This is a genomic window from Streptomyces sp. NBC_00016, assembly GCF_045040885.1.
GTDB classification, from domain to species: Bacteria; Actinomycetota; Actinomycetes; order Streptomycetales; family Streptomycetaceae; genus Streptomyces; species Streptomyces coriariae.
In genome coordinates this window covers 7,710,820-7,732,491 of record NZ_CP108304.1, presented here as the reverse complement: position 1 = coordinate 7,732,491, position 21,672 = coordinate 7,710,820, and the positions used below count along the sequence as shown (strand labels likewise).

Genomic DNA, 21,672 nt, shown 5'->3' with positions numbered 1-21,672 from the left:
GGCGCGACCCCTCAAGGGGCTCGATCCGTGGGGCGGGCACAATGGGGTCATGGCCCGACGTACCGCCCGCCCGCGACAGCGTGCCTCCGCCGCCGTCCGTACCTCCCCCGCCGTGCCCGCCGGCTGCCCGTGCGGGCTGCCCGCCGCCTATGAAGCCTGCTGCGGTCGCTACCACGCGGGCACCGAAGCCGCGCCCGGCGCCGAGGCGCTGATGCGGTCGCGGTACAGCGCCTTCGTCCGGGGTGACGTGGGGTATCTGCTGCGGACATGGCATCCGCGGACGCGGCCGGAGCGGCTCGAGCTCGATCCGGGGATGCGGTGGACGGGCCTGGAGATCCTCGGGACGGCGGACGGGAGCGCCTTCCACCCGACCGGGACCGTGGAGTTCCGGGCCTCCTACCGGGGCGGCACGCTGCACGAGCGCAGCCGCTTCGAGCGGGTGGCCGGGGCGTGGGTGTACGTGGACGGGGAGTTCCCGGAGGGCTCGGCATGACCCGCTAGGGCGCCAGGATGTCCAGTTCCTGGAGGGCGCCGACCGTGATCTCCCGGGTCAGTCGTTCCGCGCGGGCCGCGTCGCCCTCGCGGACCGCCTCCGCGACCTGGACGTGGAGGGTGACGGCGGTCGGGTCGGGGTCCTCGAACATGACCTCGTGATGGGTGCGGCCCGCCAGGACCTCCGCGACGACGTCGCCGAGGCGGGCGAACATCTCGTTGCCCGAGGCGGCGAGGATCACCCGGTGGAAGGCGACGTCGTGGACGAGGTACCCCTCCAGCCGGTGGCCGCGTGAGTTGGCCACCATGCCGAGCGCGCACCTGGTCAGTTCGGCGCACTGCTCCGCCGTGGCGTGTTTCGCCGCCAGGGCCGCCGCGACCGGCTCGATCGCCGAGCGCAGGACGGTGAGGGAGCGCAGCTGGTGCGGGCGGTCGGCACCGGCCAGCCGCCAGCGGATGACCTGCGGGTCGTAGACGTTCCACGCGGCCCGGGGGCGGACCGTCACGCCGACGCGGCGGCGGGACTCGACCAGATGCATGGACTCCAGGACGCGGACCGCCTCGCGCATCACCGAGCGGGAGACGTCGAAGCGCTGGGCCAGTTCGTCGGTGCGCAGAACACTGCCCGGCGGGTACTCACCCGCGGTGATGGCGGGGCCCAGGGCGTCCAGTACTTGGCCGTGCAGACCCCGGCCCGGAGTGGTCATGCACTCAGAGTACGGGGTAGATCACGGAGCCAAAAAGTCAGACTTATTTGTCACACACTCTTGAATTCGTCGTACCTAATCGGTTTCAGTGTCGTCGGCGTCCGTTGGCGTCAGACGTCGAAGCAGACAGCGAGGCAGAGATGCGTACCCCCCATGTCGTCGTGGTGATGGGCGTCGCCGGCACGGGCAAGACCACCATCGGTCCCCTGCTCGCCGCCCGGTTGGGCGTTCCGTACGCCGAGGGCGACGACTTCCACCCGCAGGCCAACATCGACAAGATGTCGGCCGGCACCCCGCTCGACGACGACGACCGGTGGCCGTGGCTCGACGCCATCGGCGGCTGGGCGGACGCGCGCGCCGGACTCGGCGGGGTCGTCAGCTGCTCGGCACTGAAGCGGTCGTACCGCGACCGGCTGCGGGCGACGGCCCCCGGGGTCGTCTTCGTGCATCTCGCGGGCGACCGCGCGCTGATCGAGGACCGCATGGCGCACCGGCAGGGCCACTTCATGCCGACCGCGCTGCTCGACTCCCAGTTCGCCACGCTCCAGCCCCTCCAGGCGGACGAGACGGGCGTCGTCGTCGACGTCTCCGGCAGCCCGGAGGCCATCACCGGGCGGGCCGTGACCGCGCTCGACGCGCTCCCTCAGCCTGCCTGACCTTCCAGTTCCACCCCGTACTTCCCTCCCCCGTCCCCGTCACCTGCAAGGGAATCACCCGTGACCAGACTCAGTGTCGAGATGCTGGCAGCGGACACCGTCGAGCCGATCACCTCGGCCGGCCACGCGCAGCTGGGCATCGCCGTTCTGGCGGGCATCGCCGTGATCGTCCTGCTCATCACCCAGTTCAAGCTCCACGCCTTCCTGGCGCTGACCATCGGCTCGCTCGCGCTGGGCGCGTTCGCCGGGGCGCCGCTGGACGAGGCCATCGCCTCGTTCACCACCGGACTCGGCGCCACCGTCGCCGGGGTGGGTGTGCTGATCGCGCTGGGCGCGATCCTCGGCAAGATGCTCGCGGACTCCGGCGGCGCCGATCAGATCGTGGACACGATCCTCGCCAAGGCGGGCGGCCGCTCGATGCCGTGGGCGATGGTGCTGATCGCCTCCGTGATCGGTCTGCCGCTGTTCTTCGAGGTCGGCGTGGTGCTGCTGATCCCCGTCGTGCTGATGGTCGCCAAGCGGGGCAACTACTCGCTCATGCGGATCGGCATCCCGGCGCTGGCCGGTCTGTCGGTGATGCACGGTCTCGTCCCGCCGCACCCCGGCCCGCTGGTCGCGATCGACGCGGTCGGCGCCAACCTGGGCGTCACCCTGGCGCTCGGCGTGCTCATCGCCATCCCGACGGTCGTCGTCGCGGGTCCGCTGTTCTCGCGGGTCGCCGCCCGCTGGGTCGACGTCCCCGCTCCCGACCGCATGATTCCGCAGCGGCCCTCCGAGGACCTGGAGAAGCGGCCCGGCTTCGGCGCCACGCTCGCGACGATCCTGCTGCCCGTCGTCCTCATGCTGTCCAAGGCGCTGGTCGACATCGTGGTGGACGACCCCGAGCACACCGTGCAGCGCGTCTTCGACGTCGTCGGATCCCCGCTGATCGCGCTGCTCACCGCCGTACTCGTCGGCATCTTCACCCTGCTCCGGCCCGCCGGGTTCGCCAAGGACCGGGTCTCCGGGCTGGTCGAGAAGGGCCTCGCGCCCATCGCGGGCATCCTGCTGATCGTCGGCGCGGGCGGCGGCTTCAAGCAGACGCTGATCGACTGCGGCGTGGGCCAGATGGTCCTGGACATCTCCAAGGACTGGTCGATCCCGGCGCTGCTGCTGGCCTGGCTGATCGCGGTGACCATCCGGCTGGCGACCGGTTCGGCGACCGTGGCGACGATCTCGGCGGCCGGCCTGGTCGCGCCGCTCGCGGCCGACATGTCGACCACGCACACCGCCCTGCTGGTCCTGGCCATCGGCGCCGGCTCGCTGTTCTTCAGCCATGTCAACGACGCGGGATTCTGGCTGGTGAAGGAGTACTTCGGGCTCACCGTCGGCCAGAACATCAAGACCTGGTCGGTCATGGAGACCATCATCTCCGTGGTCGCCGGTGGCCTGGTCCTGCTCCTCTCCCTGGTCATATAGCGGTACGCCGGGAGGGGAAGGAGAAGGAGTACGGGCATGAGTCATCCCCTGTTCGACATCAGCGGCCGGACCGCCCTGGTCACCGGCTCCAGCCGGGGCATCGGGCTGGCCCTGGCCCGGGGCCTCGCGGAGGCCGGCTGCACGGTGGTCCTCAACGGGCGGGACGCGGGCCGTCTCGAGCGGGCGGCCGCCTCACTGCCCGGCGAGGTGCACACGAGCGTGTTCGACGTCACCGACGGCTCCTCCGTGGATGCCGGGATCGCCGGGATCGAGGACCGGGTCGGTCCGCTCGACATCCTGGTCAACGACGCGGGTGTGCAACTGCGCGCCCCGCTCCTGGAGTTCGCCGACTCCGACTGGCACCGGCTGCTGGACACCAACCTCACCAGCGCGTTCCTGGTGGGCCGGGCGGCCGCCCGCGGGATGACGGAACGCGGCCACGGAAAGATCATCAACATCTGCTCGCTCCAGAGCGAGGTGGTCCGCCCGGGCATCGCGCCCTACGCGGCCACCAAGGGCGCGCTGAAGATGCTCACCAAGGGCATGTGCGCGGACTGGGGGCCCTACGGCGTCCAGGTCAACGGGCTCGGTCCGGGCTACATCGAGACCGAGCTGACCGAGCCCCTGGTCCGGGACGAGGAGTTCAGCGCGTGGGTGCGGCGCCGTACCCCGGCCGGGCGGTGGGGCCGCACCGAGGACCTGGTGGGCGGGGTGCTGTTCCTCGCCTCTCCCGCGGCGGACTTCGTCGGCGGACAGGTGCTGTACGTCGACGGCGGTATGACGAGTGTGCTCTGAAGGGGCGTGACGAGGGATGCTCGGTTGTGTGATCCACGGTCGGGGCGACCTGCGCGTCGAGGAGCTGGCGTCGCCGGTGCCCGGACCGGGCGAGGTCCTCGTCGCCGTCCGCTACGGCGGGGTCTGCGGCTCCGACCTGCACTACTGGCGGCACGGCGGGGTCGGTGACTTCCGCCTGAAGGAGCCGATGGTGCTGGGACACGAGGTGGTGGGGACGGTCGTCGCGTACGGCTCCCCCTCCCCCGCGGGTCCCGCTGCCGGTACGCCGGTCGCCGTGCACCCGGCCACCGCGTGCGGGGTGTGCCCGGAGTGCGCGGACGGGCGGCGCCATGTCTGCCGGGACACCCGCTACCTCGGCAGCGCGGCCCGGACGCCGCACGTGCAGGGCGGGTTCGCGGGCGAGATCGTCGTCCCCGTCGGGCAGGTGCGGCCGCTCCCGGAAGGGCTTCGGCCGCGTCGGGCCGCGCTCGCCGAGCCGCTGTCGGTGGCGTTGCACGCGGTGCGGCGGGCCGGGGCGGTGTCCGGGCGGCACGTCCTGGTCACCGGTGCCGGACCGATCGGCGCTCTGGTGGTCGCGGCGGCGAAGGCGGCCGGCGCGGCCCGGGTGACCGCGACCGACCTGCTGCCCACCGCCCTCGGCCATGCCCGCGCCATGGGCGCCGACACCGTCGTACGGGCCGACGATCCGGCGGATCCCGGGTGGCCGTCGGAGGTGGACGTGGCCGTCGAGGCGTCCGGGGTGGCCGCCGGTCTCGACAGCTGCCTGCGGCTGGTGCGCCGTGGCGGGGTCGTCGTGCAGCTGGGCATGCTGCCGCCGGGGCAGAGCCCGTTCGCCGGGAACCTGGTGGTCAGCCGGGAGATCGAGCTGCGCGGGGCGTTCCGCTTCGACACGGAGTTCGACGCGGCGCTGCGCCTGCTCGCGGCCGAGCCCGCCTTCGACGCGCTGATCAGCGCGGTGGTCCCGGTGCGGGAAGCGGAGTCGGCGTTCGCGCTCGCCGCGGACCGGGACCGCTCCTGCAAGGTGCTGCTGGACTTCGGGAGCCGAGAGGCCGGGTGAGGAGAGCGGTTGAGGGGGTCGGTCAGGGGCGCCACAGGCGGTGTTCCCGGCGGGCCCATTCCCGGCTCACCGAGCCCGTGCGCATCCCTCGGCGGGCCTCCGGGTTGCCCAGGGCCATGCCGATGTGGCCGGCCAGGACGACGCCGATCGTCAGGGCGAGCCAGTCGTGGACGAAGGTCGCGCTGGTGCGCCACATGATCGGGGTGAGGTGGGTGAACCACATGAGCAGTCCGGTGCCGACCATCACGAGGGTCGCCCCGGCGATCCAGGCCGCGTAGATCTTCTGTCCGGCGTTGAACTTGGCCGCCGGACGCGACTGCCGGCGCTTGTCCCGGCGCAGGGCGGCCCCGAGCCAGCGACGGTCGTGCGGGCCGAAGCGGTTGAGGTGGCGCAGGTCGGCGCGGAACGCGCGGGAGGCGAGGCCCGCCAGGACCGGGACGGGCAGGGCCAGGCCGGCCCATTCGTGGACCCGGACCACCAGCTCGCGCCGGCCCACGAGCTGGGCGAACTCGGGGATGTACAGGAAGGCCGCCGTCACCACGCACACGCCCATCAGCAGGGCCGTGGTGCGGTGCACCCATCGCTCGGCGCGGGTGAAGCGGGGGATCTGCGTGGTCGCCGGTGGCGCCTCAGCTCGTAGGCTCATCGTCCCGTCCGTTCGAGCGGCCGACCCAGGCGTCGACGTCGTAGCCACGCTCCTCCCAGTAGCCGGGCCTCACCTTCTCGGTGACGGTGATGCCGGAGAGCCACTTGGCGGACTTGTAGAAGTACATGGGCGCCACGTAGAGGCGGACGGGGCCGCCGTGGTCGTGGCCGAGGTCCTTGTCCTGCATGCGCAGCGCGACCAGGACGTCGGCGCGGCGGGCCTGGGCGAGGGTGAGGCTCTCGGTGTAGGCACCGTCGAAACAGGTGAAGCGGATCGCGCCGGCCTCGGCGCGGACTCCGGCCGCGTCGAGGAGGGCGGACAGCCGGACGCCCTCGAAGGGCGTGCCCGGCACCCGCCAGCCGGTGACGCACTGGACGTCCTTGACCATCCGGGTCTGGGGCAGGGCCCTGAGGTCGGCCAGCGTGTAGGTGGCGGGCCGGTCGACCAGGCCGTCCACGGTGAGGCGGTAGTTCGTGGCGTTCCTGTGCGGGACCGAGGACGTCACCGAGTAGTAGCGGAAGCCGCCGCCGTTCGGGAGCAGACCGGTGAGGCCGGTGGGGTCCTTGTCGGCGGCGCTGCCGAGGAAGGCCTCCATACCGCGCTGGAGCGGGGGCGCCGCGACGACCCCCAGGGCGCCGAGGGCGAGCGTGCCGAGGAAGACCCGGCGGCCGACGGGTGTGCCGCGTTCCGCGGGCGCTGCGTCCGGGCCGGCTGCCTCGGATGGTTCGGCCGGCTCGGATGGTTCGGGGTTCACCCTTCCATTCGAGCACTCGGGGGCCTGCCGGGGCCAGGGATCCCGGGCGGCCGTCAGACTTCCGTCATCACTTCTTACCCGCCTCTCAGACCGAGCGCGGCGGCACGGGCCCTGTGGAAGGCCTGGTGGGGGTCGCGGTCCGGGTAGGACCAGGGCTCGGAGGTGGCGTGCCGGCCGATGCGGTGGAAGAGGGCGGCGGCCTCGGCGCCCTGTCCCTCCAGAACTTTGGCGTGGGCGAGGAAGTTCAGGTCGATCAGGTGGCGGGGGTGGTCGTCGTGCTCCCACTCCAGCCACCAGTCGAAGGCGGCCTTCGTCACGCCCCGGGCCCGGCCGTCCCGCCAGTGCCCGGAGGCGGCGGGGTCGGCGGGCGCGAAACCGTGGGCGGCCAGGACGCGGTAGCGCTCGGCGTGCGCGACGACCGGGAGGATCGCCAGCGGGGAGTCGGCGGGCGCCTGTTCGGCGGCCCAGGCGGCGAAGTCGTGGACCTCGTGCAGCGGGTCCGGGCCGCCGTCCGCCCGGCGCTCGGCGAGCCGGGCGACCATGAGGTGGTGCGCGTGATGGTGGTCGCGGTGCCGGGACCGGATCTCCTCGAAGATCCGCACGGCCGCCGCCCCGCCGTCCCGTTCCAGCTGGAGCAGGCCGAGCCAGGGGGTGGGGTCGGCGGGCGCGAGCGCCGCGGCGGACCGGCAGGCGGCCGGGCGACTGCCGCGTCCTCCTTGCCGCGCAGGGTCCGGCGGACCTGGGCCAGGGCGAGCAGCACGGCGGCGTCGGCGCTGCCCGGTTCGGCGAGCAGCCATTCGTGGGCCCGGGCGACCGCGCAGGGCTCGAGGGCGAGGACCGCCGTGCGGTGGGCGCGGCGGTCCCAGTCGGCGCCGGTACGGGCCAGCAGGGAGCGGACGGGCTGTCTGCGGCCCTGGGCCAGCGCGGCGCGGGCGAGGCCGAGCTCGGTGTCGTCCAGGGCCGGGTCGGGGGTCCGGCGAACGCGCTCGTGATCACGGCCGGGAGGGGGCGGGGGTAAGGGCACCGCGGGACTTCCTCATACTCCTCGGCGGCGGATCCGACATCGGCCCGCGATCGGCCGATCACGCACAGCCAATCCCTAGGGAACACTCACCGTCAAGGGTCGGGGAGGGACGAAGAGGTGCCACAGGCGCCGGCCGCTCCCCGGTGGCAGGGAATCCGGTGGGGGAGCGCCGCTGGTGGGACCCCCCGCCGCCGGGTGTCCCGGCGGCCGGTGTGGCGTACGCCATGGCGCGGCCCGGCCGGAGCCCACACCATGGCCGTAGGGCCGCCCCGCATCCCCGACCCCGTTCCCGGGTGCCGCGGTCGGGTCAACCGCCCGGTTCCGGGTACTCGGGGCGCCGAGGGCGCTGGGACGCTACAGTCGGCCACTACGCATCCCGTCCGTGGTCCGACCGGATGATCGAGGTAGGCAGCGTGTCGGTTCTGGTTCTGGTTCTCGCCGTGAGCGCCGCCTGCTGCCTGGGCTTCGGGTTCGTCCTCCAGCAGAACGCGGCCCAGCGTGCGCCGCTCGGCGACTTCCTCTCGCCGCGGTTGCTGCTCGACCTGATGAAGGTGCCGCGCTGGCTGGGCGGCATCGGTCTCATGGTGGCGGGCATGGCGCTGGGTGCGATCGCGCTCGGACAGGGCGAGATCTCCCTGGTGGAGCCGCTGCTCGCGACCAATCTGCTGTTCGCCCTCGCGCTCTCCCGGCACCAGACGAAACAGCCCCTCGGCCGCCAGGGCTGGGCGGGCCTGCTCCTGCTCGCCGGCGGGGTGACCACCTTCATCGTGGCGGGCGAGCCGCGCGGCGGCACCGCGGTCACGGATCCGCTGCGGCACTGGCTGATCATCGGGGTGATGGTCGGGCTTGCGCTGCTGCTCACCACCTACGCCAAACACTCCCGGCTCAGCTCCGGCCCGGTGCTGCTGGCCCTCGCGGCCGGCCTGCTGTACGGCGTCCAGGACGCGCTGACCCGGGTCAGCGGGCAGCGTTTCTCCGCCGGTGGCCTCGGCGAGCTGATGACCGGCTGGCAGCCGTACGCGGTGCTCGCGCTCGGCGTGACCGGCCTCGTGCTGGTCCAGAGCGCGTTCGAGACGGCACCCCTGCGGATGTCGCTGCCCGCGCTGACCGCGGCGCAGCCCCTCGCGGGGATCATCTGCGGGGTCGGCTTCCTCGGCGACCAGTTGCGCACCGACACCGGCGCGCTGGCCTGGGAGGCGGCGGGGCTCGCGGCGATCGTGGCGGGCATCGTGCTCCTCGGGCTGCACCCGGCGATGCCGCGCGGCACGGCGCCGCGCGAACGGGTGCCGGACCTCCAGCCCCAGTAGCCGCCGGCGCCGGGGGCGGGCCTGCTTGGATGGGCCCATGAGCGCTGCAGACGAGATCCTCGACATCGTCGACGAGAACGACCGGGTGGTCGGACAGTCCCCCCGCGGGCAGGCGTACGCCGAGGGTCTGCGGCACCGCTGCGTCTTCGTCCGGGCCAGGGACGCCGAGGGCCGGATCTTCGTCCACCGCCGCACCCCGACCAAGCTGGTCTTCCCCTCGCTGTACGACATGTTCGTCGGCGGGGTGGTCGGCGCGGGCGAGTCCTACGACGCCGCCGCGCTGCGTGAGGCCGAGGAGGAGCTGGGCGTGAGCGGCCTGCCCCGCCCTGAGTTCCTCTTCAAGTTCCTGTACGACGGCGGCGCCGCCGGGAGCTGGTGGTCGGCCGTCTACGAGGTCCGCTGCGAGCTGCCGGTGCACCCCCAGGCGGAGGAGGTGGCCTGGCACGAGTTCCTCCCCGAGGAGGAGGTCGAACGGCGGCTGTCCGGGTGGGAGTGGGTGCCGGACGGGCTGGCGGCGTACGAGCGGCTGAAGGCGCACCGGGCGACCGGCTGAGCAGGGCGGGAACCGCTGCGGCGGGCAGCAGGAGCGGGGCGGACGACGGTCGGCGGGTAGGGTCCTGCGGGTGATCGAGTTCGTACGGAACGTCCGGTTGTGGTTCGCTCCCGAGCAGGTCCGGGAGGAGGGCCGCACCCCCGACTACCGGTTCTCGCTGGCGAACGAGCGCACGTTCCTCGCCTGGCTGCGCACCGCGCTCGCGCTGATCGGCGGGGGCTTCGCGGTGGACCAGTTCCTGCCGGATCTGCGCTGGGGCTGGCGGGTCGGGCTGGCGCTCGCGCTGCTGGCCGCGGGGGTGTTGTGCTCCCTGCGCGCGGTCAATCACTGGATGCGCTGCGAGCGGGCGATGCGCCGGGGCGAGGACCTGCCGGCGTCCCGCTTTCCGGCGTTGCTGGGCGTGCTGGTCGCGGTGGTGGCCCTGGCGATGGCCGTCGCGGTGCTGGTGGGGTGGGAGGGGTGAGCGAGGCGGCCCGGCCGGTGCGTGACCCCGGCCTTCAGCCCGAGCGGACCCGGCTCGCCTGGCGGCGTACGACGCTGGCGAGCACCGTGGCCGCCGTGCTCGCCGTGAAGGCGGCGCTGCACGGCGGGGTGTCGGTGTCCGGGATCGTCGCCTGCGCGCTGTGCTGCGGCCTGTGGCTGGCCTTCCTGCTGCTCGCGCACCGCCGGATCCACGCCCTGTCCGCCGCCGCGATCCCGGCGGCCCTCAGCCCGCGGCACGCCACGGCGGCGGTGCTGTGCGCGGTGGCGACTGCGGTGTGCGCCGCGGCGCTGGTGGTGGTCTAGGACCTCGTCCGGGACTCGCCGGCCTCACTGCTGCGCGTTCTCGGTGGCCTCGTCCGCCCAGTCCACCGTCACCACGATCTTGCCCCGGGTGCGGCCCTGTTCGTTGAGCCGGTAGGCGTCCGCGGCACGCTCCAGCGGGAAGGTGTCGGAGACGTGCACGGACACCACACCCTGTTCGGCCAGTTCCGACAACCGGGTGAGATCGTCGGCGTCGGGCCGGACCCAGAAGTACCGGCCGCCGTACCCGACGACGTCCCTGTCGGCGATCGACGCCAGGCGTCCTTCCGGGGCCAGCAGGTTGGCGGAGACCCTCAGCGTGTCGCCGCCGACCGTGTCGAAGACCGCGTCCACACCCTCGGGGGCCAGCCCGCGCACCCGCTCGGACAGCCCCTCGCCGTAGGTCACGGGCTCGCCGCCCAGCGAGCGGACGAAGTCGTGGTTGGCCTCGCTCGCGGTGCCGATCACCCGGGCGCCCAGATGGCGGGCGAGCTGCACGGTGATGGAGCCGACGCCGCCCGCGGCCGCGTGGACGAGAACGGTCTCGCCCCGCTTCACCTGCAGGGCCTCGGTCAGCACCTGGTAGGCGGTGAGCCCGGTCAGCGGCAGGCCCGCGGCCTCCTCCCAGGTGAGGTTGCGCGGCTTGCGGGCGAGGGTGCGCACCGGGGCGCCGACGTACTCGGCGAAGGTGCCGCGGGAGAGGAAGTCCTCGCGGACGTAGCCGATCACCTCGTCGCCGACCGCGTACTCGGCGACGGACACCCCGAGCTGCACGACGACCCCCGAGACGTCCCACCCGGGGATCACCGGGAAGACGGCGTCGAGCATCGGGTCCAGGTAGCCCTCGCGGGCCTTCCAGTCGACAGGGTTCACGGCCGCCGCCCGGACCTTCACCAGCACCGAGTCGGGGCCGATCTTGGGCTCGCGGACGTCCCCGTACACGAGCGTCTCGGGGCCGCCGTAGCGTGAGTAGCTGATGGCCTTCATGGGTCCGACCCTCCGGGGTACCCGGACGCCACGCAAGCCGAATGACCCGATATGCGGAGTTCGCGTGGCAGCCTGTCCGACGTCATCACCCCGCAGCTTCGAAGGTGAGCAGCATGACCACCCTCCATCTCGAGCACTCCGCCCACACCCACACGCACGGCCCGGACTGCGGGCACACCGAGGTGCGGCACGGCGACCACGTCGACTACGTCCACGACGGGCATCTGCACCGTGAGCACGGCGGCCACTGGGACGAGTGCGAGCCGGGCGGGCACGTGACCCACGACGGGCACGAGCACCGGCACGGCGAGGACTGCGGGCACGCGCGCGTACGGCACGGCGACCACGTGGACTACCTGCACGACGGGCACCGGCACGCCGAGCACGAGGGCCACTGGGACGACCACTGACGCCTCCGAAGGACGACGGCCGGGCGGCCGGGAACCGCCCCGACGACGGCTCCCCGGGTACTGCCCGGGGAGCCGTCGTCCTATCGTGGCCCCGATCACGTTGGGCGTGACCACTGGACGGCATACCGACCGGTCGGCATCATAGTGCGCATGCTGATTACCCGTCCCGTCCGCAGGAGCCGCGCATGAGCCCCGACCACCCGCCCGGACTCGATCTCGACCGGCTGCGCGCCCTGCTGGAGCGCGAACGTCCCGGCCTGGTCGACGGCCCCCTCACCGGCCGGCTGATCGAGGGCGGACGGTCGAACCTCACCTACGCGGTCTCCGACGGCACCGCGAAGTGGGTCGTGCGGCGCCCTCCGCTCGGGCACGTCCTGGCCACCGCGCACGACATGCGGCGCGAGCACCGGGTGATCAGCGCCCTGCACCCGACGAGCGTGCCGGTGCCGCGCCCGGTGCTGCTGTGCGAGGACCCCGACAACGAAGCGGCGCCCGGAGCGCCCTTCTACGTCATGGAGTTCGTCGAGGGCACCCCCTACCGCACCGCCGACGAGCTCGCCCCGCTCGGCGAGCGGCGCACCCGGGACGCGATCCTCTCGCTGGCGGACACACTGGTGGAACTGCACGCGGTCGACCCCGCCGCGGTGGGCCTGGCCGACTTCGGCCGCCCCGAGGGCTTCCTCGACCGGCAGCTGCGCCGCTGGGGCAAGCAGCTGGACGCCTCGCGCAGCCGCGACCTGCCCGGGATCGACGAGCTGCACGCGGCGCTCGGCCGCGGGCTGCCGCACTCCCCCGCCCCGGCGGTCGTGCACGGCGACTACCGGCTCGACAACGTCCTGATCGGGACCGACGACACGATCCGGGCGATCCTCGACTGGGAGATGTCGACGCTCGGCGACCCGCTGACCGACCTGGGCCTGCTGGTGATGTACAGCGTGCCGCTGGAACTCCCCAACTCGCCGATCTCCACGACCGCCTCGGCACCCGGGCACCCGTCGCCCGCCGAGCTGATCGAGCGGTACGCGACCCGCTCGGGGCGGGACGTCTCGGCCGTCTCCTGGTACACGGCGTTCGCCTGGTTCAAGCTCGCCGTGATCCTGGAGGGCATCCACTACCGGTACACGCTGGGCCAGACGGTCGGGCGCGGCTTCGACCGCATCGGGGAGCTCGTCCCCGTCTTCATCGAGCACGGACTGACCACTCTCCAGGAAGGCTGACCGGCATGGACTTCGCGTTCGACGCACGCACCGAGGAGCTCCGCGCCAGGCTGCTCGCCTTCATGGACGAGTACGTGTACCCGGCCGAGCCCGTCGCCGAGGAACAGCGCGCGCTGCTCGCCTCGCCGTGGGACACCCCGGCCGTGGTCGAGGAGCTGAAGGAGCAGGCCCGCAGCCAGGGCCTGTGGAACCTGTTCCTCCCCGACGCCGAGCACGGCGCCGGTCTGACGAACCTCCAGTACGCGCCGCTGGCCGAGATCACCGGCCGTTCCCCGCAGTTGGCGCCGACGGCCCTGAACTGCGCCGCCCCGGACACCGGGAACATGGAGGTGCTCGCCCAGTTCGGTGACGAGCGGCAGCAGAAGCAGTGGCTGGAGCCGCTGCTGGCCGGGGAGATCCGCTCGGCGTTCGCGATGACCGAGCCGGAGGTGGCCTCCTCCGACGCCACCAACATCACCACGCTCATCCAGCGGGACGGCGACGAGTACGTCGTCACCGGGCGCAAGTGGTACATCTCCGGGGCGATGAACCCGGACTGCAAGATCTTCATCGTCATGGGCAAGACGGACCCGGACGGCGCCGACATCCGCCGTCAGCAGTCCATGGTGCTGGTGCCGCGCGACACACCCGGCGTCACCGTCAAGCGCGCCATGAAGGTGTTCGGCTACGAGGACCACTCCCACGGCGGCCACGCCGAGGTGGTCTTCGACCAGGCGCGGGTGCCGGTGACGAACCTGATCGGCGAGGAGGGCGGCGGCTTCGCCATCGCCCAGGCCCGGCTCGGCCCCGGCCGCATCCACCACTGCATGCGGCTGATCGGCATGGCGGAGCGGGCGATCGAGCTGATGTGCCGCCGGGCGGTCTCCCGCGACGCCTTCGGCAAGGCGCTGGCCCAGCAGGGCGTGGTGCAGAACTGGATCGCGGACGCGCGGGTCGCCGTCGAGCAACTACGGCTGCTGGTCCTGAAGACGGCCTGGATGATGGACACCGTCGGCAACCGGGGCGCCCACACGGAGATCCAGGCCATCAAGATCGCGACGCCCCGCGCGGTGGTCGACATCCTCGACCGTGCGATCCAGCTGCACGGCGCGGGCGGTGTGAGCCAGGACTTCCCGCTGGCCGAGCTGTACGCGAGCGCCCGCACCCTGATGCTCGCCGACGGCCCGGACGAGGTCCACCAGCGGTCGCTGGCGCGGCGGGAGCTGAAGAAGTACCTGTAGGACACACGGGTAAGGGGCGGGCGCCATGGCGCCCGCCCCTTACCCGTGTGCTTGTCCGCTCAGGGGCGCAGCGCCCGCAGCAGCAGATCCGCCAGATGGTCGGCGACCTCCTGCGGCCCCATGGAACCGTCCGGGCGGTACCAGGTCGACAGGTGGTGGACGGAGCCGAAGTGGTAGTCCACGACCAGGTCGGCCGGGGTCGCCGTGGAGAAGACGCCGGCCTCCTGGCCCTCCTCGACGAGGGCGCGGAAGCGTTCGTGGTAGCGCCGGCGCTCGGCCCGCACCTGCTTGTTCTTCTCGGGGCTCAGGTGGTGCATCGAGCGGAAGAAGATCGACGCGTCGTCGAGGTTCTCGATCGTCGTGACGACGACGTCCGCCGCGGCGCCCCGCAGCCGCTTCTCGATCGGCTCGTCGGCGTTCGCGAAGGCGTCCAGCCGCTCCTGCTGCACGCGCAGCACGCGCGCGTACACCTCGTGCAGGAGATCGTCCTTGGAGCCGAAGTAGTGGTAAAGCGCACCTTTGGTGACGCCTGCCGCCTCGACGATCTCCTGCACCGAGGTCCGGTCGTAGCCCTGCTCGGCGAAGAGCCGGGTGGCGGCGGCAAGCAGCCGTTGCGGAACAGGGGCCTCTGCACCGTCCGTCGTCCTGGGCACTGCCGCCACCTGCCTTCCTCTATGCCGCATCGGCGAGCCGTACCGGCTGTCGTGCTGCTGACCTGACGCTGATTGTCACTGACTGTCCTGTGGACGGGAGCGCAGCTCCCGACGGAGGATCTTGCCACTCGCCGTCTTGGGCAGGTCGGGCAGGATCTCCACCTGGCGCGGATACTTGTACGCCGCCAGCCTGTCCTTGCAGTAGGCCGCGAGCGTATCGGCATCCGTGTCGGCGCCGGGACGCAGGCTGATGTACGCCTTGACGGTCTCGCCGCGATAGCCGTCCGGCACCCCGACGACGGCCGCCTCGCGCACCGCCGGGTGCGTGTACAGCACGTCCTCGACCTCGCGCGGCCACACCTTGAAGCCGGACGCGTTGATCATGTCCTTCTTGCGGTCCACGACGTACAGCCAGCCCTGTTCGTCCATGAAGCCGATGTCGCCGGTGCGCAGCTCGCCGTCGGGGAAGGTCTCGGCGGTGGCCTCGGGGCGGCGCCAGTACCCGGGGACCACCTGCGGACCCCGCACGACGATCTCGCCCTGCTCGCCGAAGGGCACCTCCGCGCCCTGCTCGTCGACGATGCGGACGACCGTGTCGGGCCCGGGCACGCCGACGGCGAGGGTCCCGGAGGCCGGGTCGACCGGCGCCTCGAGCTGGGGCGGCACGGAGGCGCAGGGCGCGGTGCACTCGGTGAGTCCGTAGCCGTTGCGGATGTACGGCCCGAAGCCCGCCCGGAACTTCTCCACCAGGGCGGGCGGCACCGGCGCGCCGCCGGAGGAGATGTTCACGAAGGACGCGAAGTGGTCGCGGGTGACGTCGGGGTGGGCCGCCAGCGCCATGAAGGCGGTGGACGGGCCCACCGTGTAGTGCGGCTTGTGCTCGGCGAACGCCTCCAGCACCACGCCCGCCTCGAAGCGGTACGTGAGGACGAGGGTCCCCGCGCTGTTCAGACAGGCGCCGAGCTGACAGACCATGCCGGTGATGTGGAACAGCGGCGCGAGGGCGTAGTAGACGGGCGCCTCGGGCAGGCACAGCCCGGTGCGCTGCCGCTCGGCGTTGACCATGATGTTGCGGTGGGTGTTGGTGGCGCCCTTGGGGGCGCCGCTCGTGCCCGAGGTGTAGCTGATCAGGGCGATGTCGGCGGGGGCGGCCTCGCGGCCCTCGGGGGCCTTGTGGCCGGCGCGGGCGACGGCGGTGAGATCGTCGGCGTCCGGTGCCTGCGGGAGCCGCTCGAAGGTCAGCACGCGCGCGTCGCCGCGGGTCTGGAAGTCCAGCTCGCAGCCGGTGAGCACGATCCGCACCGGCGAGTCGGCGACCGTCTCCCGCAGATACGACTCCCAGGCCCGGTCGGAGCAGATCAGCGCCGCCACCTCGCCGTCCCGCAGGACGTGGGCGACCTCGCCCGACTTGTACATCGGGTTGACGGGGACGACGGTCGCGCCCGCCTTCCAGGCGCCGAGCAGGGCGAGGACGAAGAGCGGGGAGTTCTGCAGCAGCACGGCGACCCGGTCACCGGGCTCCAGGCCACGGGCGGCGAGGTGACCGGCCACGGAGTCGCTGAGCTCGTCCACCTCGCGGTAGCTGAGCCGCCCGTCGAAGTAGGCGAGACAGGGGCGGTCGGGGGCCTCGGCGACGGACCTGCGGAAGGCGTGCACGAGGGAGTCGGCCGGGTCGATCGGGGCGCGCTGGGCCTCGTCGAGGAGGGCCACCCAGGGCTTGGCCGCGTAACGGGAGGCGGACACGGTCATTCGGCGGTCTCCCACTTCTGCTGGAGGTGGTTCATGTTGGTCAGCCAGCGGTCGGGGTCCTGGGCCCGCACCTGGTAGTACCCGGCGACCTCGGGGTGCGGCAGGATCAGGAAGCGGTCCTCCGCGATGCCCTTGAACAGGGCGTCCGCCACGTCCTGCGGCTCGATCGCGGTCGGCTTGAGCACCAGGTCGCCCGCGCTGCCGGTGGCGTCCAGCATGTCGGTGCGCACGCCCTGGGGACAGATCGCGTGGACCTTGATCCCGCGGTGGCGGTAGGTCAGCGACAGCCACTCGGCGAAGGCGTACGCGCCGTGCTTGGTCACGCTGTACGGGGCGGCGCCGATCATCGTGAGCAGCCCGGCGGCGGATACGGTCGACACGAACCGGCCCCGGCCGCGCTCCAGCCAGTCCGGGAGCAGCGCTTGGGCCGCGCGGACATGGGCCATGACGTTGACGTCCCAGGCGAGCGCCCAGACGGCCTCCCCTGCCGACTCCGAGCCGCCCGAGGCGACTCCGGCGTTGGCGCAGTACACGTCGACGGTGCCGCCGAGCGCCTCCCGAGCCCGGTCGATGATCTCGGAAGCGTCGCCGGGGACCGCGATCCCGCCGATCTCGTCGGCGACGGCGTGCGCCCGGTCCGCGTCCAGGTCGTTGACGACGACCCGGGCTCCCTCGGCGGCGAAGCGGCGGGCCAGCGCGGCCCCGATACCGCCTCCCGCTCCGGTCACGACCACTCCGGCATCCTGCACGGCTTCCACCATCGGTCTCCTTCGACGCGACTGCGGCACGAATCGGCTCTACCGCCAGACTAACCAGTCGGTATGTTGTGACGGAAGGGCTGCCCCGGATCGGCTCGGACCCGTTCCGGCGGACAGGGCCGGATCGGCGCTTGTACGGATGAGCCGTGACGTATGGCCAATTGCCCGTGTTCGCAGGACGATACGCGCACTTGGCGCATCGCTCGGGGGACGAGGGGGCCTGTCATGGCGGATCCGGCGATGAGCGTGGCTCCCTACTGGGAGCTGACCTTCGACGCCGACGGGGACGCCGACGGCGGTCGGCGGGACCGGCTGCTGACCGGGGTGAAGCGGAGCGGTGTCCGCGACCTGATCGTCTTCGCGCACGGCTGGAACAGCGACCGCTCCGGCGCGACCCGCCTCTACAGCCGCTTCTTCGCCCCGATCCCCGCGCTGGCCCCGGCGGCGCGCATCGGCTACGTGGGCGTGGTGTGGCCGTCGATGCGGTTCTCGGACGAGCCGATCCCCGACCTGCCGCGCTCGGCGGCGGCCGAGGAGACCCGGCGCCCGGCCCTGGACGCGGACACCCGGCACGCGCTCCTCGAGACGTTCCCCGGCCGGGCCACGGTGGTCGACCGGATCGCACGGCTGCTGGAGCAGCGGCCGCCCGAGGAGGCCGAGCTGGAGGAGTTCGGCCGGCTGGTGCGGCTGCTGGTGGACGTGGTGCCGCCGGGACCGCAGGCCCTGTTCGGGGCGGACACGCTGGCGGAGGGTGTGCCACAGGACGAGCCGGAGATGTTCGCCTGCCCGACGGCGGTGGCCTGCGAGCAGTTCGCGCGGGCCCTGTCCGGCCTCGACTCCGCACCGGGGGCCGGGGAGTTCGCGCTGCCCAACCCGTGGGACGGGGCGCACGAGCTGCTGCGGCAGGCGACGTACTACGCGATGAAGCGGCGCGCCGGGACGGTCGGCGAGCGGGGACTCGGGCCGCTCGTCGGGCGGTTGGCGACGACGGCACCGGCCCTGCGGGTGCATCTGGTGGGGCACAGCTTCGGCGGGCGGCTGGTGTCGTTCGCGCTGCGGGGGCTGCCGGACGGCGTGCGCACGGTGAAGTCCGTGACGCTGCTCCAAGGGGCCTTCTCGCACTACGCGTTCGCCCCGCGAGGGGTGCTCCAGGGCCAGCAGAACCGGATCGACGGCCCCCTGGTGTGCTGTTATTCACGGTTCGACCAGGCGCTGAGCACGATGTACCCACTGGCCTCGCGGATGGCGGGCGACGCCCAGGGGCTCGTCGGGGAGGTGCTGGGAGCCAAGTGGGGCGCCCTGGGGCACGACGGGGTGCAGGCCGTGCCGGGCACGCACGCGCGCGTGCTGGCCGACGCGCTGTCCCGGCCACTGCCGACGTCGGGGTGCGTGAACGTCGACGCGGCTGCGGTGGTCCGGCGTGGTGGGGCGCCGGCCGGGGCGCACAGTGACATCGTGCACCCCGAGCTGGCGCGGCTGGTGCTGGCGGCGGGCCGGATCCGCTAGGACGCGACCCGCCGCCGCAGGCACCGACGGTGCGACGTGACTACCGGTGGCACCTGGCAACCGGTGTGACGTGGCTACCGGTGTGACGTGGCTACCGGTGTGACGTGGCTACCGGTGTGACGTGAACTCCACCACCTGCTGGAAGGTGGGCCGGTTCTGCCAGCTGATGTTGCCGTGCTTGATGCCGCCCAGGGTGCGCTGGACGATGGAGTCGGCGCACCACTGGTTGCCCGCCGCACACAGGGTGTCGCCGGGGTAGACCTGGGCCGCGGTCTTGCCGGCCGCCGTCTTCAGAGTGCTGATGAGGATGTCCCGGCAACTGCTGACGGTGCCGCTGCCGCAGTACTTCTGGGGCAGCGCGCCCTGCACCGACTCGCCGAGCACGGCCCGGATGTCCTTGTCGACATAGCTCCACCAGCCGTACTGGAAGGAGCTTCCGGCGTGCGCCCCGGTCGGGCCGTGGGCGGCCGACGGAGCCTCGTCGATCGGGAGGTTCGCGGTGAACGCCGTGTACAGGCCGGTGCCGAGGCCGGGTTCGAACTCGGCCTTCACCAGCAGCGGCCACCAGGCGTCCAGGATGCGGATCGCGTCGGCGTCGGCGTACGTCTTGGAACCGGCCGCCGTCTCCGTCCGCCTGCCGCCCGCCGTCAGCCACGTCTGGAGCTTGGTCACCGCGGCCGCGGCCGTGGAGTCGGTGACCGTGGAGCTGTTGATCACCTTCAGCAGATCGGGCAGGACGTCCTCGGCGCGCAGGTCGGCGAGGGCCGCGTCCGCCATCGCCTTCGTCAGGGACGCGCGCGTGACGCCGCCGGCCGCGACCAGCTTCTTCACCCGGTCCTCCAGCAGGTTGCCGCGGTGCACGGAACCGTCGCCCCAGGACGCCGTCGAGTAGTCCTTGGCCTGCTTGTTGTTCCAGGAGATGTAGTAGTCCTGGTCGATGGAGTTGGGGTGCGCCGAAGCCGGGGTGTACTCGGCCGTGTTGGTGGCCGGCACCCAGCTCTTCCACTCGTACGCCGACTGCGCCCACACCGGGAACTCGGCGTCGACGCCGCTCGCCCTCACCGGGTTGTCGCCGCTGTTGTAGTACGCGGTGTGCGTGGAGTCGGCGTAGAACCAGTTGAAGGTGTAGTTGATGTGCTGCACCGCGCTCTGGAAGGTCTGCGGGCTCTTCACGTAGTCGGGGTCGTTCAGCATCTGGAAGCCGATGATCGAGTCGGCCTCGTGCATGAAGGACGAGCGCAGGGTCGTGTAGGCGACCTTCTTGCCGCCCACGGTCGCCCGGTACTCCACGGGACCGTACTTGGTGCGGTACACGCGCATCGTGTACGAACCGGCGGCCGTCCCGTCGGCGGTGGTGGGCTTCCAGGCGTTCTTCTGCTCCACCACGTCCATGGCCGTGCAGGTGCCGCGGAAGAGGTAGTGGTAGTCGTCCTGGCAGAGTTCGACCGCGTAGGTGTCGATGATGTCCTGGCCGGAGGTCGTGGCGCTCCACGCGTAGTCCTGGCCGCGGCCCAGCTCGACGTACATGCTCAGACCCGCGAAGGAGGCACCGCGGGCGCTGATGCCCGGGCCCTGGATCTCCTGGAGCATGAGCAGCTGCGGGGCGAAGTAGCCGGTCTGCGGGCCGAAGACGGCGATCGGGTGGCCGCTCGCGGTGGCCTGGCCGCTGACGACGAGGGCGTTGGACATGCCGCGCCTGGCCGAGCTGAGGGCGGTCGCGGTCGCCGTGGCGGAGGTGGCGGTCGCCGTGGCGTCGCCCCCGGTGCCCGTGGCGTCGTAGACCAGCGGCTGCGAGGTCACCGAGCCGGTGTCGGGCAGTGCCGCGCCCTGCGGGCTCGCGGGCTTCGTGGCGTAGGGGAAGCTCTGGCCGTTGTGGACGGTGAGCACGGCCTCGGGGTCGTTGCGCTCGCGGAACGCCTCCCAGACCTGGGTGCCCTGCTCCACCCCGTACTTCTCCTGCGCGGCGAGCAGCGACACCGCGTTGTTGACCTCGCCGCCGCCGCCCGAGCCGAAGAGCGCGCCGATGACCGAGGCCAGCGCCACCAGGTCGGTGATCTTGAAGTGGTCGATGGTGCCCGCGTTGGTGATTGAGTCCTTGTGGCCGGTCAAGACGTATTCACCGGGGAAGTAGCGGCCGCTGTCGGAGGCGTCGATGTAGGCGTTGATGCCGGCCAGGTAGGCGTTGGCGTCGGCGAGTGCCTGCTGGCCGCGGGTGCCGTTGTCGGCCACCGCGTTGTCGATCTGGGCCTGGAGGTCTGCCTCGGTGTACGGAGCGTTGCGCCAGAACTGCTGTTCAAGACCCTGGTTGGAGGGGTCACCGCCCGCGAAGGCGGTGAGCTGGCCACGGCCGACGTGCCGGAAGACGTCCATGAGCCACAGCCGGTCCTGGGCCGCCGCATACCCGGCGCCGAACTCGGTGCCGTATCTGGTGGTACCGGTGATGTGCGGCACACCCGTCTTCTTGTCGCGGACGATCGTCACGTCGCCGCGGCCCGCGGGACTCAGGGTGGAGGCGACTTGATCGGAAGCGACACCGAACGACGCGTCGTTGAAGAACGTGTTGATCGTGGCGTTGGTGAGCGTGGGGTAGCCCTTGGCCAGGTTGGCGTAGGGGCCGAGCTGGTCCTCGGCGTGGTCGGGCTGGGTGCCGAAGGCCTGGTTGAGGAGGATCTGCGCCAGGGTGGCGTTGCCGTTCTCGCCGGGCGGCAGGATGTCGGAACACTGGCCGCCGCAGTAGTCGTTCGCCGCCGTGACCTCGGCGGCTGCCGCCACTTGGGAAAGCGGCGACAAAAGACCGGCAATCAGCGCGCATACGGAGGCTGTCTTCAGGAACCCGGGGAATCTGCCGGGAGTTCTCAGTCTGTCGAGAGTGAAGCGGGGGGTTCGCCGTGGCATCGGCTGCTCCTAGCGACGGGGGGGTCGGCGGAAGGTTACCGCCGG

21 protein-coding genes and 1 pseudogene are annotated in these 21,672 nt (G+C 72.3%); 13 read left to right on the top strand and 9 right to left on the bottom strand.

Annotated features, from left to right (window positions below; translation table 11 throughout):
- Window positions 1-49: 49 nt before the first annotated feature.
- Window positions 50-493 (top strand): YchJ family protein, encoded by a 444-nt coding sequence (locus OG933_RS34225; protein ID WP_405630713.1) that lies wholly within the window; start codon window positions 50-52, stop codon window positions 491-493.
- Window positions 494-497: 4 nt separating this feature from the next.
- Here the strand turns inward: OG933_RS34225 and OG933_RS34220 are convergent, their stop codons facing one another.
- Window positions 498-1,199 (bottom strand): FadR/GntR family transcriptional regulator, encoded by a 702-nt coding sequence (locus tag OG933_RS34220; RefSeq protein WP_405630710.1) that lies wholly within the window; start codon window positions 1,197-1,199, stop codon window positions 498-500.
- Window positions 1,200-1,339: 140 nt separating this feature from the next.
- Between OG933_RS34220 and OG933_RS34215 the strand changes: the two genes are divergently transcribed.
- From OG933_RS34215 to OG933_RS34200, 4 genes are read left to right on the top strand one after another with little or no spacing between them, the layout of a single operon-like run.
- Window positions 1,340-1,855: a gluconokinase gene (locus OG933_RS34215; protein ID WP_362528448.1), complete on the top strand. Its 516-nt coding sequence runs from the start codon at window positions 1,340-1,342 to the stop codon at window positions 1,853-1,855.
- 60 nt (window positions 1,856-1,915) lie between these two features.
- Window positions 1,916-3,313 carry a gluconate:H+ symporter gene (locus OG933_RS34210; RefSeq protein WP_405630707.1) on the top strand — a complete coding sequence of 466 codons (1,398 nt, stop codon included), beginning with the start codon at window positions 1,916-1,918 and terminating at the stop codon, window positions 3,311-3,313.
- 36 nt (window positions 3,314-3,349) lie between these two features.
- On the top strand, window positions 3,350-4,108 hold the full coding sequence (locus OG933_RS34205) for an SDR family oxidoreductase (protein ID WP_405630705.1): 759 nt from the start codon (window positions 3,350-3,352) through the stop codon (window positions 4,106-4,108).
- Between the two features lie 16 nt (window positions 4,109-4,124).
- The gene (locus OG933_RS34200) at window positions 4,125-5,165 is read left to right on the top strand and encodes an L-idonate 5-dehydrogenase (RefSeq protein WP_405630703.1); all 1,041 of its coding nucleotides are present in this window, start codon (window positions 4,125-4,127) and stop codon (window positions 5,163-5,165) included.
- A 22-nt stretch (window positions 5,166-5,187) separates the two neighbouring features.
- On the opposite strand, the gene OG933_RS34195 is transcribed toward OG933_RS34200, so the two are convergent.
- From OG933_RS34195 to OG933_RS34185, 3 genes and pseudogenes are all read right to left on the bottom strand, one after another.
- Entirely contained in the window at window positions 5,188-5,811 is a 624-nt protein-coding gene (locus OG933_RS34195) for a cytochrome b/b6 domain-containing protein (RefSeq protein WP_405630702.1), read from the bottom strand.
- Window positions 5,795-6,565: a molybdopterin-dependent oxidoreductase gene (locus OG933_RS34190; RefSeq protein ID WP_362272089.1), complete on the bottom strand. Its 771-nt coding sequence runs from the start codon at window positions 6,563-6,565 to the stop codon at window positions 5,795-5,797. The genes OG933_RS34195 and OG933_RS34190 overlap by 17 nt, the downstream gene beginning before the upstream one ends.
- A 74-nt stretch (window positions 6,566-6,639) precedes the next feature.
- A pseudogene (locus OG933_RS34185) lies at window positions 6,640-7,589 on the bottom strand (hypothetical protein).
- Window positions 7,590-8,002: 413 nt separating this feature from the next.
- On the opposite strand from OG933_RS34185, the gene OG933_RS34180 reads away from it, so the two are divergent.
- From OG933_RS34180 to OG933_RS34165, 4 genes are all read left to right on the top strand, one after another.
- The gene (locus OG933_RS34180) at window positions 8,003-8,896 is read left to right on the top strand and encodes a DMT family transporter (RefSeq protein ID WP_405630699.1); all 894 of its coding nucleotides are present in this window, start codon (window positions 8,003-8,005) and stop codon (window positions 8,894-8,896) included.
- 37 nt (window positions 8,897-8,933) lie between these two features.
- Window positions 8,934-9,449: an NUDIX domain-containing protein gene (locus OG933_RS34175; protein WP_362528430.1), complete on the top strand. Its 516-nt coding sequence runs from the start codon at window positions 8,934-8,936 to the stop codon at window positions 9,447-9,449.
- A 70-nt stretch (window positions 9,450-9,519) separates the two neighbouring features.
- A complete protein-coding gene (locus OG933_RS34170) occupies window positions 9,520-9,912 on the top strand; it encodes a DUF202 domain-containing protein (protein ID WP_362528428.1) in 393 nt (130 codons plus the stop codon).
- Window positions 9,909-10,235, top strand: a complete 327-nt coding sequence (locus tag OG933_RS34165; protein ID WP_362528425.1) for a DUF202 domain-containing protein — start codon at window positions 9,909-9,911, stop codon at window positions 10,233-10,235. The genes OG933_RS34170 and OG933_RS34165 overlap by 4 nt, the downstream gene beginning before the upstream one ends.
- Before the next feature lie 24 nt (window positions 10,236-10,259).
- Here the strand turns inward: OG933_RS34165 and OG933_RS34160 are convergent, their stop codons facing one another.
- Complete coding sequence (locus OG933_RS34160; RefSeq protein WP_405630696.1) at window positions 10,260-11,219, bottom strand: NADP-dependent oxidoreductase; 960 nt, start codon at window positions 11,217-11,219, stop codon at window positions 10,260-10,262.
- Window positions 11,220-11,332: 113 nt separating this feature from the next.
- On the opposite strand from OG933_RS34160, the gene OG933_RS34155 reads away from it, so the two are divergent.
- The 3 genes from OG933_RS34155 to OG933_RS34145 all read left to right on the top strand — a co-directional run bounded on the left by OG933_RS34155 (window position 11,333) and on the right by OG933_RS34145 (window position 14,066).
- A complete protein-coding gene (locus tag OG933_RS34155) occupies window positions 11,333-11,629 on the top strand; it encodes a hypothetical protein (protein WP_267020729.1) in 297 nt (98 codons plus the stop codon).
- A gap of 185 nt (window positions 11,630-11,814) precedes the next feature.
- Window positions 11,815-12,846 (top strand): phosphotransferase family protein, encoded by a 1,032-nt coding sequence (locus OG933_RS34150; protein WP_362272102.1) that lies wholly within the window; start codon window positions 11,815-11,817, stop codon window positions 12,844-12,846.
- 5 nt (window positions 12,847-12,851) lie between these two features.
- Complete coding sequence (locus OG933_RS34145; RefSeq protein WP_362528418.1) at window positions 12,852-14,066, top strand: acyl-CoA dehydrogenase family protein; 1,215 nt, start codon at window positions 12,852-12,854, stop codon at window positions 14,064-14,066.
- Between the two features lie 59 nt (window positions 14,067-14,125).
- On the opposite strand, the gene OG933_RS34140 is transcribed toward OG933_RS34145, so the two are convergent.
- From OG933_RS34140 to OG933_RS34130, 3 genes are all read right to left on the bottom strand, one after another.
- Window positions 14,126-14,719, bottom strand: coding sequence for a TetR/AcrR family transcriptional regulator (locus tag OG933_RS34140; RefSeq protein ID WP_020128252.1), 594 nt, complete (start codon window positions 14,717-14,719; stop codon window positions 14,126-14,128).
- A 75-nt stretch (window positions 14,720-14,794) separates the two neighbouring features.
- Window positions 14,795-16,468, bottom strand: coding sequence for a class I adenylate-forming enzyme family protein (locus OG933_RS34135; protein ID WP_405630693.1), 1,674 nt, complete (start codon window positions 16,466-16,468; stop codon window positions 14,795-14,797).
- Window positions 16,465-17,229, bottom strand: a complete 765-nt coding sequence (locus tag OG933_RS34130; protein WP_405630691.1) for an SDR family oxidoreductase — start codon at window positions 17,227-17,229, stop codon at window positions 16,465-16,467. The genes OG933_RS34135 and OG933_RS34130 overlap by 4 nt, the downstream gene beginning before the upstream one ends.
- 222 nt (window positions 17,230-17,451) lie before the next feature.
- Between OG933_RS34130 and OG933_RS34125 the strand changes: the two genes are divergently transcribed.
- Complete coding sequence (locus OG933_RS34125) at window positions 17,452-18,732, top strand: serine-threonine protein kinase (protein WP_362528409.1); 1,281 nt, start codon at window positions 17,452-17,454, stop codon at window positions 18,730-18,732.
- A gap of 108 nt (window positions 18,733-18,840) precedes the next feature.
- Here OG933_RS34125 and OG933_RS34120 read toward each other — a convergent pair whose 3' ends face one another.
- A complete protein-coding gene (locus OG933_RS34120; RefSeq protein ID WP_405630689.1) occupies window positions 18,841-21,627 on the bottom strand; it encodes a penicillin acylase family protein in 2,787 nt (928 codons plus the stop codon).
- Window positions 21,628-21,672: the final 45 nt, after the last annotated feature.

Bases quoted from the DNA above. Each gene is read 5' to 3' on its own strand.
- OG933_RS34150 (WP_362272102.1), top strand. From the start codon at position 11,815: ATGAGCCCCGACCACCCGCCCGGACTCGATCTCGACCGGCTGCGCGCC.
- OG933_RS34130 (WP_405630691.1), bottom strand. From the start codon at position 17,229: ATGGTGGAAGCCGTGCAGGATGCCGGAGTGGTCGTGACCGGAGCGGGA.
- OG933_RS34175 (WP_362528430.1), top strand. From the start codon at position 8,934: ATGAGCGCTGCAGACGAGATCCTCGACATCGTCGACGAGAACGACCGG.
- OG933_RS34215 (WP_362528448.1), top strand. From the start codon at position 1,340: ATGCGTACCCCCCATGTCGTCGTGGTGATGGGCGTCGCCGGCACGGGC.
- OG933_RS34120 (WP_405630689.1), bottom strand. From the start codon at position 21,627: ATGCCACGGCGAACCCCCCGCTTCACTCTCGACAGACTGAGAACTCCC.
- OG933_RS34125 (WP_362528409.1), top strand. From the start codon at position 17,452: ATGGCGGATCCGGCGATGAGCGTGGCTCCCTACTGGGAGCTGACCTTC.
- OG933_RS34200 (WP_405630703.1), top strand. From the start codon at position 4,125: ATGCTCGGTTGTGTGATCCACGGTCGGGGCGACCTGCGCGTCGAGGAG.
- OG933_RS34155 (WP_267020729.1), top strand. From the start codon at position 11,333: ATGACCACCCTCCATCTCGAGCACTCCGCCCACACCCACACGCACGGC.
- OG933_RS34220 (WP_405630710.1), bottom strand. From the start codon at position 1,199: ATGACCACTCCGGGCCGGGGTCTGCACGGCCAAGTACTGGACGCCCTG.
- OG933_RS34205 (WP_405630705.1), top strand. From the start codon at position 3,350: ATGAGTCATCCCCTGTTCGACATCAGCGGCCGGACCGCCCTGGTCACC.
- OG933_RS34145 (WP_362528418.1), top strand. From the start codon at position 12,852: ATGGACTTCGCGTTCGACGCACGCACCGAGGAGCTCCGCGCCAGGCTG.
- OG933_RS34135 (WP_405630693.1), bottom strand. From the start codon at position 16,468: ATGACCGTGTCCGCCTCCCGTTACGCGGCCAAGCCCTGGGTGGCCCTC.
- OG933_RS34160 (WP_405630696.1), bottom strand. From the start codon at position 11,219: ATGAAGGCCATCAGCTACTCACGCTACGGCGGCCCCGAGACGCTCGTG.
- OG933_RS34225 (WP_405630713.1), top strand. From the start codon at position 50: ATGGCCCGACGTACCGCCCGCCCGCGACAGCGTGCCTCCGCCGCCGTC.
- OG933_RS34195 (WP_405630702.1), bottom strand. From the start codon at position 5,811: ATGAGCCTACGAGCTGAGGCGCCACCGGCGACCACGCAGATCCCCCGC.